Genomic DNA, 14,787 nt, shown 5'->3' with positions numbered 1-14,787 from the left:
CCTCCGGGGGGGAATTCATGGATGCGCGTCGCAGGCTACAGGAGGCCAGGCCCCCCGGGGATTCAGGATGTTGGCCCGTCTACCAGCGAACGCTCGCAGGCGGGTCCCCTGGGAGCCAACGCCTGGCGGAGCGCCTGGAGTCCCGGACGGAAACGCTTTTTCGTCCGGGCCGTCCTGCAAGGACAGTCGCCAGCCGGCACGGGGCCGGGCATCGTGAGGCACATGGTTCAGCACGTCATCGTCGTGGGCGCGGGCCCTGGGGGCCTGACGGCCGCCATCAACCTCGCGGGGCAGGGCTTCCGGGTCACCGTGGTGGAGAAGGACGCGGTGCCCGGCGGCCGCATGAAGGGCCTGACGCTGGGTCGGGACGGCGAGTACGCCGTGGACACGGGCCCGTCCATCCTCCAGCTGCCTGGCATCCTGAAGCAGATCTTCTGGCGCTCGGGGAAGCGGCTGGAGGACTACGTCACGCTGGTGCCGGTGGATCCGAACACGCGCGTGCACTTCTGGGACGGCACGCACCTGGACACGCGGCGGGACCTGGAGCGGATGGGCCAGGACCTGGAGAGGTTCGGCGCGGGCAAGGGGCGCGCGCTCCAGGAGTGGATGGAGGACGGGCGCAGGAAGTACGCGCTCGCGTACGAGAAGTTCATCTGCACGAACGCGGGCAGCCTGGACTACTACGCGCCGTGGCGGCTGGCGCCCACGCTGCGCTTCAAGCCGTGGCAGACGCTCTACAAGCAGCTGGATTCGTTCTTCCACGACGACCGGATGACGTACGCGCTGGCGTACCCGTCGAAGTACCTGGGGCTGCACCCGACGACGTGCTCGTCGGTGTTCAGCGTCATTCCGTTCATCGAGCTGTGCTTCGGCGTGTGGCACGTGCAGGGCGGCTTCCGGGAGCTGGCGCGCGGCATGATGAGGTGTGCCCAGGACCTGGGCGTGACGTTCCGGATGGGCACGGCGGTGGAGCGCGTGCGCACGGAGGCCGGGCGCGCGGTGGGCGTGAAGCTGGCGGATGGCGAGGTGCTGGACGCGGACGCGGTGGTGGTGAACGCGGACCTGGCCTACGCGGCGCAGAAGCTGCTGGCGCCGGAGCTGCGGGAAGGCACGCGGCTGTCGGACGGAGCGCTGGAGCGGGCGAAGTATTCGTGCAGCACGTTCATGGCGTACTACGGCGTGGACACGGCGTACGCGGACCTGCCGCACCACCTCATCTACCTGTCGGAGAGCGCCCGGCGCACGGACCGGGATGCGCTGGAGGACCGCACGGTGGACGTGGACGACCCGCCCTTCTACGTGTGCAACCCGGGGGTGACGGACGGCACGGGAGCACCGAAGGGGCACTCCACGCTGTACGTGCTGGTGCCCACGCCCAACACGGCGCGCCCGGTGGACTGGGCGAAGACGGAAGCGACGCTGCGCGAGCGCATCCCGAAGATGCTGGAGAAGGTGGGCATCAAGGGCTTGCGCGAGCACGTGAAGGCGGAGCGCTACTTCACGGCGGAGACGTGGCGGGACGACTTCAACGTGTTCCGGGGCGCGGTGTTCAACCTGTCGCACACGTGGCTGCAGCTGGGCCCCCTGCGGCCGCGCGTGAAGAACGCGCAGGTGGAGGGGCTGTACTTCGTGGGCGGCGGCACGCACCCGGGCAGCGGCCTGTTGACCATCATGGAGAGCGCGAACATCGCGGCGGACTACCTCACGCGCGAGGCAGGGAAGGGGCCGCTGAAGGGCTGGCCCTACGTGCCGCCCATGGAGGACGCCGGGGAACAGCCGCCGCTCCGCATGGCGCGGAGCGGCTGAAAGGGGGCGCGTCGGGTCGTCCCATGTCAGACCTCCCCGCTAGGTTTGGCGCCATCGTCGAGATGGGGGGGCACCATGGCGCTGGATTGGAAGACCTTGCTGTGTGACACGCGGATCCGCGAGGCGGAAGGCGGCCGCGGTTCGACGCCGCTGGAGGACGATGGCCGGACCCACTTCGACCGGGACTACGATCGGGCCGTCTTCTCCACTCCCGTCCGGCGCCTGAAGGACAAGACCCAGGTCTTTCCGCTGGAGCCGAACGACGCGGTCCGGACGCGCCTGACGCATTCCATGGAGGTCTCGACGCTGGCCCGAGGCCTCGCGCGGGGTGCGGCCCGGTGGATGCTGCGGGAGCACCACCTGGAGTCCGTCCAGCAGGTTCTCGACATCGAAGCCATCGCGGCGACGTGCGGCCTCATTCACGACCTGGGCAACCCCCCGTTCGGTCATGCGGGAGAGGAAGCCATCAGCAGCTGGTTCAAGAAGAACTTCGGCGAGGCGGGGCAGGCGCTCTACCCTGGGACGGAGCGGCTTCCAGCGCGTGTCGGCCAGCTCCGGAACGATTTCTTGATGTTCGAGGGAAACGCCCAGACGCTACGCATCGTGTCGCGCCTTCAACTGCTCGCGGACTCCTACGGGCTGAACCTGACGGTGGGAACGCTGTCGGCCGCGATGAAGTACACCGCCGCTTCGGATGCGACCTCCGAGGGTGGACCCGCCGACACGAAGAAGCCGGGCTACTTCGCCTCGGAACAGAACAAGGTCGACCTGATCCGGTCGCTCACGGGCACTGGCTCCGCACGCAACCCCATCGCATATCTGGTCGAAGCCTGTGACGACATGGTCTACGCGACCGTGGACATCGAGGACGGGGTCAAGAAGGGCATCGTGAGCTGGCGGGAGGTCGAAGCCTTCCTGGAGCAGCACGACGACTCTGGCATGGCGAAGTCCGTCCTCAAGACCGTCCACGAGTACATCGAAAAGGCGGACACGCCGCTGGAAGGACGGGCTCGGGACGAGGCCCTCGCGCAGCACTTCCGGACGGTGGTCATTGGCGAGTCCAAGAAGGAAATCCTCGCGGCCTTCCAGCGGAACTACGCCCGGCTCATGCAGGGCGAGGCGCTGGAGCAGGGGGACCTCATCAGCGCCAGCGGCGCGTCCCGCCTCATCGAGGTGTGCAAGCGGTTCGGGCGCGAGCGCGTCTACAGCGCCCCGGAGACGCTCCGGCTGGAGACCCTGGGCCGCCGTGTCATCCATGGATTGATGGACATCTTCTGGGAGGGGGCCCGCGAATGTCCGGTCCCCGTGGACACCACGGGCAAGGCCTGGAAGAAGTTCAACAAGAGCCCTGAAGGCAAGGTCTACAACCTGCTGTCGAGGAACTACCGGACTGCGTTCGAAGCCGCCTGCAAAAGCTCAAGCCTTCCTCCGCTGTATCACCGCTACCAGTTGGTGACCGACTACGTCTGTGGAATGACAGACACCTTCGCTTGCGACCTTCATGCGCAGCTCACCCACGGATAGCGCGGTCATCCACGATCCCGTGGGTGCCTTGCGCAGGCGTCTGAGCGACTTCGTCACCCGTGTGCCGCATCCCTGGCACGGTGCGATGCGGACGCTCCTGGACGTCTTCCGGGAGCATGGCTGGGAGGTCTTCGTCTTCGGAGGAACGCTGCGGGACCTGCTGGCCGTATCGGCAACGGCGGCGCCTCGCGACGTCGACCTGGTCGTGGCGGGAGCGACGGGGGAGGCGCTGCGGGAGGCCTTCGCCCGGGAGCTGGTCCGGGTCAACCGGTTCGGAGGGCTGCGGCTCCAGGTCCAGAAGCTCCCGGTCGATATCTGGACCCTGGAGTCCACCTGGGCCTTCCAGCAGAAGCTCGTCCCCGGAGGGGACTTCGCCCACCTTCCGAGGACGACCTTCCTCAACGTGGAGGCCGTCGCCGCGGAGCTGGATACCCGCAAGGGGCGTGCGCGCCAGGTGTACGGAGACGCCTTCTTCCGGGCCGTGCGCGAGCGGGTGCTCGAAATCAACCTGGAGGAGAATCCCTACACGGGTCTGTGTGTGGTCCGGTCCCTGCTCACCGCGCGGAAGCTCCACTACGCACTGGGACCCCGGCTGGCGCGTTACATCGCCCATCACGGCTCCCGGGTGGATGCAGCGGAGCTCGAAGCCATTCAGCTCTCCCACTACGGGCGTGTTCGCCTGGACCGGGACCAGTTGCTGCGCCTGATTCGAAGCGTGAGCGGGAGGTTGGCGGTCACGCGGCAGCGGCCTGTCGAGCTGCCCCAGGCGCGTCAGCTCGAATGGACACTGCCGCGCCCCCAGCAACTCGACTGGCACTTCCTGCGGAGCACCGGCTGACCCTTGTCAGGGGCGGCAGCTCACCTCCACGAGGATGCCGCCCGGGGCACGGCAGTAGACCAGGGTGCCCCGGTTGTTGCGGATGACGTCGGACACCTCCAGGCCGTCCGCCTTCACGCGCTCATGGAAGGCGAGCACGGGGGCTTCGGAGTCCTGGAGGAAGCCGACGTGGAAGTCCTTAGGGAAGACGTCGGTGTCGCGCTTACGGCGCTGGAGGACGAGCACGAAGCCATCCGTCCCGCCGAGGATGGCGATGGCGGGCGAGTCGTGGTTCTTCGCGTGCGACGTGAAGCCGCAGTAGCGCGTGAAGAAGCGGGCGGTGGCCTGGACGTCGGGGACCTGCAGATCAAGGTGATTCAGCTTCATGGTGGACCTCGCGAAGGCACACGAATGCCTTCGAAGGGCCGTGGGTCCTGAATCCCGAAGGAGACGGACAAGTGCTTCCACCATGGAAGTGACCGGGGCTCACCGAACCGGTCCGCCGTTTTTCGACCGGCGCTGAAGCTAATGCAATGGCAGACGGAATGCCAGACTAGGAAACGTACCGCTCCGCCAGCTCCGACACCTGGCCCGTCGCCTGGGCCACCGCCGTCGCGGCCTCCTGCGTCGTGCCCAATTGCCGCAGCGTCGCGGCCATCAGCTCGTCCATCTCGCTCACCGCGCTGAACAGCTGATCCACGCCCGCGTGCTGCTGCGCCACTGCCTCGGCAATCTGACGGACCGCCGCCGCGGACTCGTGCGTGAGCTTGATGAGTTCCCGCAGCCGCTCGCCGCTCTTGCGCAGCGGCACCAGCGCGGCCTCCACGCCCTGCGAGCTCTTGTCCGCCGTGGTCACCGCCTCACCCGTCGCGGCCTCCATGCCCTCCAGCAGGCCGCGCACCTGGCCCGTGGCCTTGATGGACTGGTCCGCCAGCTCGCGCATCTGCCGGGCCACCACCGCGAAGCCCCGGCCCTGCTCACCCGCGCGGCTCGCCTCGATGGCCGCGTTGATGGCCAGCATGTGCGACTGGTCCGCCAGCGACTTCACCACCTCCGACACCCGGCCCACCTCGCGGGCCCGCGTGCCCAGGTCCACCACCTGCTGGTTCAGCCCGTGCGTCAGGCCCCGGATGTCGTCCAGCCCCTGCTCCGTGCCCGCCAGCGACTCCTCGCCCAGCTTGCCCATCGCCGCGGCGCGCTCCGCCACCTGCAGCACGCTGCCCGCGCGGCTGGCCGCCAGCTTCGACATCTGCTGGATCTCCTGCGCCGTCGTACGCGCCTGGTGGATGGCGGACGCCTGCCGCGACAGCGTGCGGTTCTGCTGGTCGCTCGCCTCCGTCAGCCGCGTGCCCGCCTCCGCCAGGTGCCCCGCCGACGAGCTCAGCGCCCGGGGCAGCTCCTGCAACTGCTCATAGAGGAGCCACGTGCGCGCGGACAGGTCGCCCAGCTCGTCCGTGGACACCCACTGCGGCGGCGACGCGCGGCCCTCCACCAGCGCGTCCAGCGACGCCCCCACCGCCCTCGCGCCCTGCGCCAGCCGTCGCGCCGCCCACGCCGCCGTGAAGATGGCCCCCATCGCCGCGAACCCGCCCAGGAACGCCACCGGCAACGTCAGGTCCCGCTGCAACGGCTGGATGCGCGCGCGCACCCGCGCCGCGCCCCGGTACTCGCCCGACAGCTCCAGGTCGTCCGCCAGCGACGACAGGTTCTTCTCCAGCCGCAGCTGCAGCGTGGCGATGCTCGTGATGCAGGTGATCAGCAGCGCGGACACGACGATGGCCGGCAGGAACCAGCTCTGCCGGGGCAGGAACAGGCCCTCGCCCGCGGGGCGCTCGTGCGGCGCGCGGCGGAACGCCTCCAGCGTCACCGGCGCCAGCGCCTTCTCATAGAGCATGTACATGATGGGCGCGCTGAAGAGCCCCGCGCTCATCGCCACCGCCACGCCTACCAGGATGACGCGCGGCGGCCGGTCCAGCGCCAGGCCGATGGCGCCGTTGAAGAAGATGCCCCCCAAAAACCACCCGGACTGCGCCTCCACGAACGTGAGCACGCCCGGCAGCCGCAGCAGCCGCCCCAGCCGCTCCGCGGGGCTCGCCTCCGCCTCCATCGCGTGCCGCAGGAGCGCCCCCACCGCCCCGATGGGCACCACCAGCGCCAGCCCGCCGATGACGATGGGCGTGACGACCCCCAGCACGAACCCCAGGTGGCTCGCGTCCACGTCCAGCAACTGGATGTCGACGTAGATGGCCGGCGCCACCGCGACCGTGACGACCAGCGTGCGCAGCAACAGCAGCCTGAAGAGCAGCGCCTGGGTCGAGGTGGGCGAAGACGGTTTCATCGGGAGCTGGGTCGAGGAGGACCGCGCAAGCCTGAGGGCGAAGCGCGGGTGCGTCAATGCAACGTCTTCGTGTCGTGACGAAGACTCCCGGGGCTCCGTGAATAACAGGGACGTAGCGGCCAGGCCGGGCCGGTCGTGTGCCGTTCCGGCTCACGCCGCGCACTGTTCATTGCCTGACATTCCAGGCTGTCGCGTTCGCTCCCCGGCCCGAGCAGGGCGGCCGGGCGGGCGGACGAGCTGCCAGCCCCTGCCGCACGCATGCGACGTGCGCACGTTGTCCTCCACAACGATTCACACACCGACGTCAGGAGGACGCCATGGGCGAGTGGACTGACAAGGCCAAGGGCAAGGTGAAGGAGACCGTGGGTGTCGCGACGGGCGACCGCTCCCTGGAAGCCGAGGGCAAGGCGGACACGCTCAAGGGCAAGGTCAAGGGCGTGGTCGAGGACGTGAAGCACGCCATCAAGGACAAGGCCGACGAGCGCGAGGAAGTGCGTCGCGGTGACGCGGATCCGTATCAGCGCTAGCGGTACACCCCACACCACCGTTGAAACCGTTCGGGCCGCGGGAAGCCAGGTGCTTCCTTCGCGGCCCGGACTGTTCTCAGCGGCGCGTGCTCACTGCCGCATCTTTTCGCAGGGACACGCCACCTCCAGGAAGGTGGTGGATTTGCCGCTGACCATCACCCACAGACAGCGCAACACACAGGCTGTTCCAAACTCCCGGTAGATGAGTCCCAGGTTGGCAACCACCTCACGTCCGGTGATGACCCCGCGCATGTCCCGCTCCCTTGCGTCCTGCCGTCCGACCCGCCGCCCATGGCCCCGTGAGGAGCCGTGCGGAGGTCTTTGCAAAGGGCTGGCCGAGCCGCTGAAAGCGGCCTCCATTCACAAGGTCTCGCGCTGAACGTCACAAACCGTTGAAACACCTGCACTGGACGGACGCCTGCCCCGGGGGCCTTGAACGAAGCGGTGCGTCCCCCTGAAAACGTTACAGAAACAGGACGCCGTCCAGAGGACGGAAGGCCTGCCCGCCTGCCCAATCCGGGTGGCACACGCACGCAGCGCGTTGAATGTATGTCCATGAGGGCCCGCGTGAGCGAAAGGCCCATTCATGCGGTGCGTCCACCGCGGTGGCGCGGAAGGGAGTCGAGATGAAGCCAACCGTGTCTTTCCGAAAGAGCGTGCCGCTGCTGACCGACGGTCTGCCGCGCGGCCAGCGGGGGCTGCGCCGGGTGGCGGTGGGGTTGGACTTCTCCCTGCAATCCGAGTTCGCGCTGGCCCGCGCGCTCCGGCTCCCGCTGGCGCATGGGGCGGCCTTCAGCGTGCTGCACGTGAGCCGGCCGCGGGACGGCCACAAGGGCCCGGACGGGGCGGTGGCCGGCGAGCGGTGCCTGCGCCGGTCGGTGACGTCCGCCGCGAAGCGGCTGCGGCAGCGGCCGGACGTGGACGTGCGCGAGGAGCTGCGCACCGGTGACGCGCCCCACGAGGCGGCGGAGCTGGCCAAGGACCAGGGCGTGGAGGTGCTGGTGGTGGGCCGGCCGCACCCGAGCCCCGCGCTGACGCCGCTGCCGGACGACTGCATGGTGATGCGGCTGGTGCGGGAGGTGGACGCGTCCGTGCTGGTGGTGATGCCGCACCCGGGCCGCGTCTACCACCGGCCGCTCGTCGCGGTGAACTTCTCGCGCGAGTCCCGCCGGGGGCTGGAGCTGACGATGCGCCTGTGTCCGCCGTCGACGCCCATCGAGGTGCTGCACGTGGTGGACCTGCGCGAGGCGGAGGAGGCCCAGCGCCGCCAGGACGCCCCCATGGCGCAGCAGCTGCGGCTGCGGCAGGAGGCGGAGGATGCGGCCCGCAGGGCGCTCGGGCGCTTCCTGGCGCCGTACCGCGAGACGGGCCGCGTGCTGGAGAGCCGCCTGCGCTTCGGGGACCCGCGCGAGTGCATCCTCGCGGAGGCCCATGAGCGCGAAGCGGACCTGCTGACGCTGGGCATGACCACCGCGAATCCGCGCTCCGCGCTGAGCGAGGGCGTGCTGCGAAACTCGCGCTGCGACGTGCTCATCTCCCGGCACGCCGCCCCGTCCACCGCCCTGCCGGACGGCCACGGCACGCCGGCGTCCTGAAAGCAGGGAAGTCCAGCGCGATGGGCGCCGGGGCGTTATGAGGGGCGGCACCTTGCCACGTCCGCCACCCCCACCCCCGACTTCATTCCGCGCCCGCCTGAAGAACGCGGGCGTCCTCTTCAAGCAGCTGCCGGGCACCTTCCAGCTCTTCTGGCGGGCGAGCCCCCGGGGCGCGGTGGTGCTGGGCGCGCTCACGCTGGTGGCCGCGGTGCTGCCGGCGGCCATCGCTTGGGTGGGCAAGCTCATCGTGGACACGGTGGTGGCCGCGGCGAAGGGCGACGCGGAGGCGCACTCGCGCGTGCTGGGGCTGGTGGCCACGGAGTTCGGGCTGATGATCGCCTCGTCCGTGGTGGACCGGGCCCTCACGCTCACCAAGGACCTGTTGCGCGCGCACCTGGGCAACCTGCTCAGCGAGCGCATCCTGCAGAAGGCGCTGGAGCTGGACCTCTGGCACTTCGAGGACTCGGACACCTACGACAAGATGCAGAACGCGCGGCGCGAGGCGAACGCGCGTCCGCTGTCGCTGGTGATGCAGGCGTTCAGCATCGTGCGCAACGTCATCACCCTGTCCACGTACGCGGTGCTGCTGGTGGCGCTGTCGCCGTGGAGCGTGGCGGTGCTGCTGTTCGCGTCCGTGCCCGCGTTCCTCGCGGAGGCGCGCCTGGCCGCGGAGGGCTTCCGGCTGTACTCGTGGCGCGCGCCGGAGGGCCGCAAGCTCAACTACCTGGAGTGGATCCTCACGCGTGACAGCACCGTGAAGGAGGTGAAGCTCTTCGGGTTGGGGCCGCTGGTGCTGGGGCGCTACCGCGAGCTGTTCCAGAAGTTCTTCTCGGAGGACCGGGCGCTCGCGCGCAAGCGCATGGCGTGGGGACTGGGGCTGGGCCTGGTGTCGCTGGCGGCCTTCTACGGCTGCTACCTCTTCGTGGCCAACCGCGCCGCGTCCGCCAGCATCTCCGTGGGCGACATGGTGCTGTACCTGTCCGTGTTCCGGCAGGGGCAGGCCGCGTTCCAGGGCATCCTCACCAGCGTGGGCTCCATGTACGAGGACGCGCTCTTCATGAGCAACCTCTTCGCCTACCTGGAGATCCCCACCGTGGCGAGCGCTCCCAGGGCCCTGCCCATGGTCTCACCGCCGCGCGGACGCACCAACGCCATCGAACTGCGCGACGTGTCCTTCCGCTACGCGGGCAAGGACGCGTGGGCGCTGCGCAACGTGAACCTCACGCTCCGGCCCGGCCAGAAGCTGGCGCTGGTGGGGGAGAACGGCGCGGGGAAGAGCACGCTGGTGAAGCTGCTCTTGCGCATGTACGAGCCCACGGAGGGACAGATTCTGTACGGCGGCGTGGACACGGCGCGGATGGACGCGGACGATTTGCGCAGCCGCTTCGGGGCGGTGTTCCAGGACTTCGTGCGCTACCAGTTCAGCGTGTCGGAGAACATCGGCCTGGGCCACGTGCCCGCGCTGGAGGACCGGCCGCGCATCGAACGGGCGGCGGAGCAGGGCGGGGCGAACTCCGTCATCGCGGCGCTGCCGGCGCAGTACGACACGATGCTGGGTGGCTGGTTCGAGAAGGGCCAGGAGCTGTCCAGCGGCCAGTGGCAGAAGTTGGCCGTGTCACGCGCCTTCATGCGCGACGACGCGGAGGTGCTCATCCTGGACGAGCCCACGGCCAGCATCGACGCGGAGGCGGAGCACGCCCTCTTCGAGCGCTTCCAGGCGCTGGCCGCGGACCGCATCGCCATCGTGATTTCGCACCGCTTCTCCACGGTGCGCATGGCGGATCAGATCGCCGTCCTGCACAACGGCACGGTGCAGGAGCTGGGCAGCCACGATGAGCTGATGGCGCTCGACGGGCGGTACGCGCACCTGTTCCGGCTGCAGGCGCGCGGCTACCGGGACTGAAAAGCGCTTCAGGCCTGGGCCTTGGCTCCGCCGGGCAGGTGGTCCCGGATGACGCCCAGGAAGTACGGCTTGCCGTAGTACTGGCTCATCTTCCCCAGGAGCTTCCCGTTGCGGAACAGGAGGAAGGTGGGGATGCCGAAGAGGCCGAAGCGGGTGGCCAGGGCCTCGTGCTCGTAGGCGTTGACCTTGACGACGCGCATGGGGGCGCCGTCCAGCTCCTTGAGGAGGTCGGGTTCGGCGGCCGCGTAGATGTCGCAGTTGGGACAGCCGGGACCCCAGAAGTCCACCACCACCAGCTCGTCGCGGGGGGCCATGACGAGCGAGTCGAAGGTCTCGGTCGTCGCCTCGATGCTTACGGGATGCGCCATGGGGCCTTCCTAACGCCCGGGGGGCCGGGCTTCCATCCGGGTCGCCAGGCCCGGGGGCAGGCGGCCGGGAGGGATGGAGGGGGCGGGCGTGTCAGGTTGTCCAGATATGTCTACAGGGCGTCGGGTGGACGAAACCCGACATGCACACTGCTCACCGGGGCCCAAGGCGCCGTAAGGTGCGAGCCCTGGTGGCTGTCGATGTCGTGGAGGGGTCATGCACGAGTGGTTGGAGGCACTGCGCAAGTCGGCGAAGGCGCCCTCGGAGGGTGTGCAGGCGGAGGAGGTCCGCCGCGCGGAGACGGAGTGCGGCGTCCCGTTCCCCGAGGACCTGGCGGACCTGTACCGGGCGCTGGACGGCGGTGAGTTCCAGGGCGAGGTGCGGCTGTACCCGCTGCGTGGCGGCGAGGGTGAGCCCAGCGTCCTGGAGAAGAGCCGGCTGATGGTGGTGGGGCTGCCCGCCGCGGGCGTATGGCGCTTCGGGTTGAAGGGCGCGCACCGGCACCTGTTCGTCGCGCGCAAGTCCGCGATGGAGGAGCAGGGGGACGGTGGAGGTCCGCTGCCCGGCTGGGTGGACGCGCTGGCCGGGGAGGATTGGGTCTTCGGCACCTGGGACGGTGAGAAGAAGGAGATGCGGCTGTACCGCGCGCTCAAGGACATGCTGGAGGTGCTGATTCCGCCCGTGGAGGAGAAGGAGACCTTCGGGGAGCGGACCTTCGCGCGGGCGATGAACGCCGTGCTCCAGGGCGCGCTGTCCGGAGCGGCCGCGCAGGCGCTGGAGGACGAGGAGGTGGAGACCTCCGAGAGCCGTGGCGCTGACTACGCGAGCGGCCTGTCCGCCCTGGCCCGTGACGCGGCGGAGGACGAGGAGGCCGAGGTGTCCAGCGAGGAGGAGCTGGAGGCGGAGCTGGCCGAGGACACCGGTGAAGGTGAAGAAGAGGCCGAGCCCACCGAAGAGGAGGCCCCCGAGCAGGAGGAGCTGTTCGAGGAGCCCGAGTCGAAGCGCCCCGCCGTGAAGAGGGCCCGTCGCGAGAAGGCCGTCACGGAGGTGCCGTCCGAGCCCGCCCGGAAGAGCGCCGCGAAGAAGGCTGAGCCCGCGCGTGGAGCAGCGAAGAAGGCTGAGCCCGCGCGTGGGGCCGCGAAGGGCACCACCGCGAAGAAGGGGGCTGCTTCGAAGGGCGCTGCCGCAACGAAGTCCGCCGCGAAGGGCGCTGCTGCGAAGAAGAGCGCTTCTGCGAAGGGCACCGCCGCGAAGAAGGGCGCTGCTTCGAAGGGCGCTGCCGCGAAGAAGGGTGCGGCCGCGACGAAGGGCGCTGCCAAGAAGGGGGCTGCCCCGAAGGGCGCGGTTCAGAAGCGCGGTGCTGCCGCGAAGAAGGGTGCCGCCTCGAAGGGCGCCGCCCAGAAGCGCGGTGCTGCCGCGAAGAAGGCCGCGCCCGCGCGTGGGGCCGCGAAGAAGGCCCCGGCGAAGAAGGGCGCCACGGCGAAGAAGGCCACGGGCAAGGCCGCGGCGAAGAAGTCCTCGCGTCGCCGGTCCTGAGCCTCACGGGGACGGCCTCCTCCGGGAGGCCCCACCTGGGAAAAACACGGGCGCGTCCCACACACGGGGACGCGCCCTGTTTTTCGCCACGGCCCCAGCTACCCCTCGGGCAGCAGGTCCGGCGACTGCGCGCGGAGGCCGGGCTCATCGGGCTGCGCGGTCAACTCGCGCTCCTCTTCCTCATCTTCCCGGCCGAAGCGCTGGATCTGATCCGGCAGGATGTCCCGCGCATCCGCCTCCTCCTCCATGGGCGGCGACAGCGCCAGGTCCTGGTCAGAGATGTTGATCTCCTCCTCGCCGGTGTCCGGGTTCCGGTGGCGCAGCGAGGTGGACTCGCCCACATCCTCGTCTCCGAGCTTGTTGAACTTCATGGGGTCTCCTCGACAGGGACGGTTGAGAAAGCTTCCGTGTCCCCACGAAAATGAGCCCCCCGGACGGCAGCGGCAATGGACGCCGCACGCCTGCCTGGCGGGCCCAGCCCCGTTCAGCGGGGAGCCGTCGCCGGCTGGCCGTCAGGGCTGCCGGGCTTCACCTCGAACAGCACCATCCCCAGCGCCAGTACCCGGGAGAGCGTCTCGCGCACCGTGTAGCGCCAGGGGGTCGGCCGTCCCTCGTCCGCCGCCACGCCCCACGCGTCGATGCCCACCGAGTTCGCGATGAAGAGCGCCCGCGACAGATGGAAGCGCTGCGTGACGAGCACCGCCCGGTCCGCGCCGAACACCGAGTGCGCCCGCAGGCAGCTGTCATAGGTGGACAGCCCCGCCTCGTCCCCCAGCACCGCGTCCTCCGGCACCCCGCGCTCCAACAGGTAGCGCCGCATGGCCCGCGTCTCGTTGTGGAAGGGCGCCGAGTTGTCCCCGCTCACCAGCAGCGACCGCACCTTGCCCTGCCGCCACAGCACGATGGCCGCGTCCAGCCGCTGCGCCAGCACCGGCGACGGCACCGCGCCCGGCGCCAGCCCCGCCCCGAACACCAGGGCCACCGGGGCCTCCGGCGCCCCCGCCAGCGGCACGATGCGGCCCTGGTAGCGAAGGCGCACGAAGTGGGACAGGCCCAACACGACGGCCAGGGCCAGCCCGAGCAGCCCCAGGCCCCTGCGTACCCACACCCTGGTCGTGCCGCCAGCCTTCATGGACCTCGCGCAACAGTCGGAAGGGGCCATTCTCTTCCGGCGCCCCCCGCTCGGAAAGCACCACGGGCGGCCGGGAAGCGGGAACTGTTCACGCCCGCCCGGCCCCTGGACGGCGGTGGCGGGGGGCTGCCGCCGGGCCCCATCCGGGCACCCCGCCGTTGACCGGCCCCGGCCCCGCCTATATAGGGGGCCCGCCGTCCCTTAAGGCCAGCCCGGGCTGTCACGGGGCGCGCGCCGCACGTCTTACGAGGAGTTTCCGGTCCATGGCGTCCCTTCGCGACATCCGCAAGCGCATCCGCTCGGTGAAGAACACGCGGCAGATCACCAAGGCCATGAAGATGGTCTCCGCCGCGAAGCTCCGGAAGGCGCAGGACGCCATCCTCGCCGCCCGCCCGTACGCGCAGACGCTGGAGCAGATCATCTCCGAGCTGGCCGTGCGCTCCGCCGACCAGGAGCTGGCGCACCCGCTGCTCGCCTCCCGCCCCATCCGCCGCGTGGAGCTGCTGCTCCTCACGTCCGACCGCGGCCTCGCCGGCGGCTTCAACTCCAACGTCATCCGCCGCGCCAACCGCTACCTGTACGAGAACAGCAACCTCCAGGTGCGCGTCTCCACGGTGGGCCGCAAGGGCAACGACTTCTTCCGCAACCGCGGCCAGTCCATCCGCAAGGACTTCGCCGGCCTGTACGCGACGCTCAACTACCGCTCCGCCGCCAACGTCGCGGAAGAGCTGGCCGCCGCCTTCCTCAACGACGAGGTCGACGCGGTCTACGTCGTCTACAACGAGTTCGTCTCCGCCATCACCCAGAACGTCGTCGTGTCGCAGCTGCTGCCGCTGCAGCCGGCCGCGGTGAAGGCCGCCACGACCGCCACGCCCGAGACCGTGACCGCCGCCCCGGCCCTGGTGGACTTCAAGTACGAGCCGTCCCGCCAGGCCGTGCTGGACCGGCTGGTGCCCCAGGCGGTGAACATCAAGCTGTACCGGGCGCTGCTGGAGAGCGTGGCCAGCGAGCAGGGCGCGCGCATGAGCGCGATGGAGAACGCCACCAACAACGCCACGGACATGATCTCCAGCTACACCCTGCTCTACAACCGCACCCGCCAGGCGGTCATCACCAAGGAGCTCATGGAGATCGTCTCCGGCGCCGAGGCCCTCAAGTAGTCGGCCTCCCAGCCGGTTGGACCCCCAGGGCCCGCTGCTCCGCGCTCCCACGAGCGCCGGGCACCTGTCTCTTATACACATCT

14 protein-coding genes are annotated in these 14,787 nt (G+C 69.9%); 8 read left to right on the top strand and 6 right to left on the bottom strand.

From position 1 onward, the window contains the following. Positions 1–222: 222 nt before the first annotated feature. From D7X55_RS22110 to D7X55_RS22100, 3 genes are all read left to right on the top strand, one after another. Positions 223–1,806: an NAD(P)/FAD-dependent oxidoreductase gene (locus tag D7X55_RS22110; RefSeq protein WP_120551163.1), complete on the top strand. Its 1,584-nt coding sequence runs from the start codon at positions 223–225 to the stop codon at positions 1,804–1,806. Positions 1,807–1,881: 75 nt separating this feature from the next. After that, the gene (gene dgt, locus D7X55_RS22105) at positions 1,882–3,330 is read left to right on the top strand and encodes a dGTP triphosphohydrolase (RefSeq protein WP_120551162.1); all 1,449 of its coding nucleotides are present in this window, start codon (positions 1,882–1,884) and stop codon (positions 3,328–3,330) included. Between the two features lie 85 nt (positions 3,331–3,415). Next, a complete protein-coding gene (locus D7X55_RS22100) occupies positions 3,416–4,168 on the top strand; it encodes a hypothetical protein (protein ID WP_147470169.1) in 753 nt (250 codons plus the stop codon). 6 nt (positions 4,169–4,174) lie between these two features. Here the strand turns inward: D7X55_RS22100 and D7X55_RS22095 are convergent, their stop codons facing one another. Both D7X55_RS22095 and D7X55_RS45365 read right to left on the bottom strand, forming a co-directional pair. Then, on the bottom strand, positions 4,175–4,534 hold the full coding sequence (locus D7X55_RS22095; protein WP_121724105.1) for a VOC family protein: 360 nt from the start codon (positions 4,532–4,534) through the stop codon (positions 4,175–4,177). 166 nt (positions 4,535–4,700) lie between these two features. Beyond that, positions 4,701–6,485 (bottom strand): methyl-accepting chemotaxis protein, encoded by a 1,785-nt coding sequence (locus D7X55_RS45365; RefSeq protein WP_121724108.1) that lies wholly within the window; start codon positions 6,483–6,485, stop codon positions 4,701–4,703. Positions 6,486–6,802: 317 nt separating this feature from the next. Here D7X55_RS45365 and D7X55_RS22085 point away from each other — a divergent pair, with 317 nt between their 5' ends. Continuing rightward, positions 6,803–7,012 carry a CsbD family protein gene (locus D7X55_RS22085; protein ID WP_120551158.1) on the top strand — a complete coding sequence of 70 codons (210 nt, stop codon included), beginning with the start codon at positions 6,803–6,805 and terminating at the stop codon, positions 7,010–7,012. 90 nt (positions 7,013–7,102) lie between these two features. On the opposite strand, the gene D7X55_RS44195 is transcribed toward D7X55_RS22085, so the two are convergent. Further along, entirely contained in the window at positions 7,103–7,264 is a 162-nt protein-coding gene (locus D7X55_RS44195; RefSeq protein WP_167506485.1) for a hypothetical protein, read from the bottom strand. A 386-nt stretch (positions 7,265–7,650) separates the two neighbouring features. On the opposite strand from D7X55_RS44195, the gene D7X55_RS22080 reads away from it, so the two are divergent. Together D7X55_RS22080 and D7X55_RS22075 are read left to right on the top strand one after the other, a co-directional pair. Beyond that, the gene (locus D7X55_RS22080) at positions 7,651–8,607 is read left to right on the top strand and encodes a universal stress protein (RefSeq protein WP_233609990.1); all 957 of its coding nucleotides are present in this window, start codon (positions 7,651–7,653) and stop codon (positions 8,605–8,607) included. Positions 8,608–8,644: 37 nt separating this feature from the next. After that, complete coding sequence (locus D7X55_RS22075) at positions 8,645–10,510, top strand: ABC transporter ATP-binding protein (RefSeq protein ID WP_199747073.1); 1,866 nt, start codon at positions 8,645–8,647, stop codon at positions 10,508–10,510. A gap of 8 nt (positions 10,511–10,518) precedes the next feature. Here D7X55_RS22075 and D7X55_RS22070 read toward each other — a convergent pair whose 3' ends face one another. Then, positions 10,519–10,878, bottom strand: a complete 360-nt coding sequence (locus tag D7X55_RS22070) for a co-chaperone YbbN (protein WP_120551156.1) — start codon at positions 10,876–10,878, stop codon at positions 10,519–10,521. Positions 10,879–11,092: 214 nt separating this feature from the next. Here D7X55_RS22070 and D7X55_RS22065 point away from each other — a divergent pair, with 214 nt between their 5' ends. Beyond that, positions 11,093–12,412 (top strand): SMI1/KNR4 family protein, encoded by a 1,320-nt coding sequence (locus D7X55_RS22065; RefSeq protein WP_121724104.1) that lies wholly within the window; start codon positions 11,093–11,095, stop codon positions 12,410–12,412. 98 nt (positions 12,413–12,510) lie between these two features. Here D7X55_RS22065 and D7X55_RS22060 read toward each other — a convergent pair whose 3' ends face one another. Together D7X55_RS22060 and D7X55_RS22055 are read right to left on the bottom strand one after the other, a co-directional pair. Beyond that, positions 12,511–12,783, bottom strand: coding sequence for a hypothetical protein (locus tag D7X55_RS22060; protein ID WP_120550074.1), 273 nt, complete (start codon positions 12,781–12,783; stop codon positions 12,511–12,513). Between the two features lie 113 nt (positions 12,784–12,896). Beyond that, positions 12,897–13,544 (bottom strand): vancomycin high temperature exclusion protein, encoded by a 648-nt coding sequence (locus D7X55_RS22055; RefSeq protein WP_199747071.1) that lies wholly within the window; start codon positions 13,542–13,544, stop codon positions 12,897–12,899. A 263-nt stretch (positions 13,545–13,807) separates the two neighbouring features. Between D7X55_RS22055 and atpG the strand changes: the two genes are divergently transcribed. Continuing rightward, entirely contained in the window at positions 13,808–14,704 is an 897-nt protein-coding gene (gene atpG, locus D7X55_RS22050) for an ATP synthase F1 subunit gamma (protein ID WP_121724103.1), read from the top strand. Positions 14,705–14,787 lie beyond the last annotated feature (83 nt).

The organism is Corallococcus sp. AB049A (assembly GCF_003668885.1).
Taxonomy (GTDB): Bacteria; Myxococcota; Myxococcia; order Myxococcales; family Myxococcaceae; genus Corallococcus; species Corallococcus interemptor.
The sequence above is the reverse complement of the archived record's forward strand: the minus strand, read 5'-3'. Positions and strand labels throughout refer to the sequence as shown.

Coding starts and splice junctions, on each gene's coding strand:
- D7X55_RS22110 (WP_120551163.1), top strand. CDS start 223: ATGGTTCAGCACGTCATCGTCGTGGGCGCGGGCCCTGGGGGCCTGACG.
- dgt (WP_120551162.1), top strand. CDS start 1,882: ATGGCGCTGGATTGGAAGACCTTGCTGTGTGACACGCGGATCCGCGAG.
- D7X55_RS22100 (WP_147470169.1), top strand. CDS start 3,416: ATGCGGACGCTCCTGGACGTCTTCCGGGAGCATGGCTGGGAGGTCTTC.
- D7X55_RS22095 (WP_121724105.1), bottom strand. CDS start 4,534: ATGAAGCTGAATCACCTTGATCTGCAGGTCCCCGACGTCCAGGCCACC.
- D7X55_RS45365 (WP_121724108.1), bottom strand. CDS start 6,485: ATGAAACCGTCTTCGCCCACCTCGACCCAGGCGCTGCTCTTCAGGCTG.
- D7X55_RS22085 (WP_120551158.1), top strand. CDS start 6,803: ATGGGCGAGTGGACTGACAAGGCCAAGGGCAAGGTGAAGGAGACCGTG.
- D7X55_RS44195 (WP_167506485.1), bottom strand. CDS start 7,264: ATGCGCGGGGTCATCACCGGACGTGAGGTGGTTGCCAACCTGGGACTC.
- D7X55_RS22075 (WP_199747073.1), top strand. CDS start 8,645: ATGAGGGGCGGCACCTTGCCACGTCCGCCACCCCCACCCCCGACTTCA.
- D7X55_RS22070 (WP_120551156.1), bottom strand. CDS start 10,878: ATGGCGCATCCCGTAAGCATCGAGGCGACGACCGAGACCTTCGACTCG.
- D7X55_RS22065 (WP_121724104.1), top strand. CDS start 11,093: ATGCACGAGTGGTTGGAGGCACTGCGCAAGTCGGCGAAGGCGCCCTCG.
- D7X55_RS22060 (WP_120550074.1), bottom strand. CDS start 12,783: ATGAAGTTCAACAAGCTCGGAGACGAGGATGTGGGCGAGTCCACCTCG.
- D7X55_RS22055 (WP_199747071.1), bottom strand. CDS start 13,544: ATGAAGGCTGGCGGCACGACCAGGGTGTGGGTACGCAGGGGCCTGGGG.
- atpG (WP_121724103.1), top strand. CDS start 13,808: ATGGCGTCCCTTCGCGACATCCGCAAGCGCATCCGCTCGGTGAAGAAC.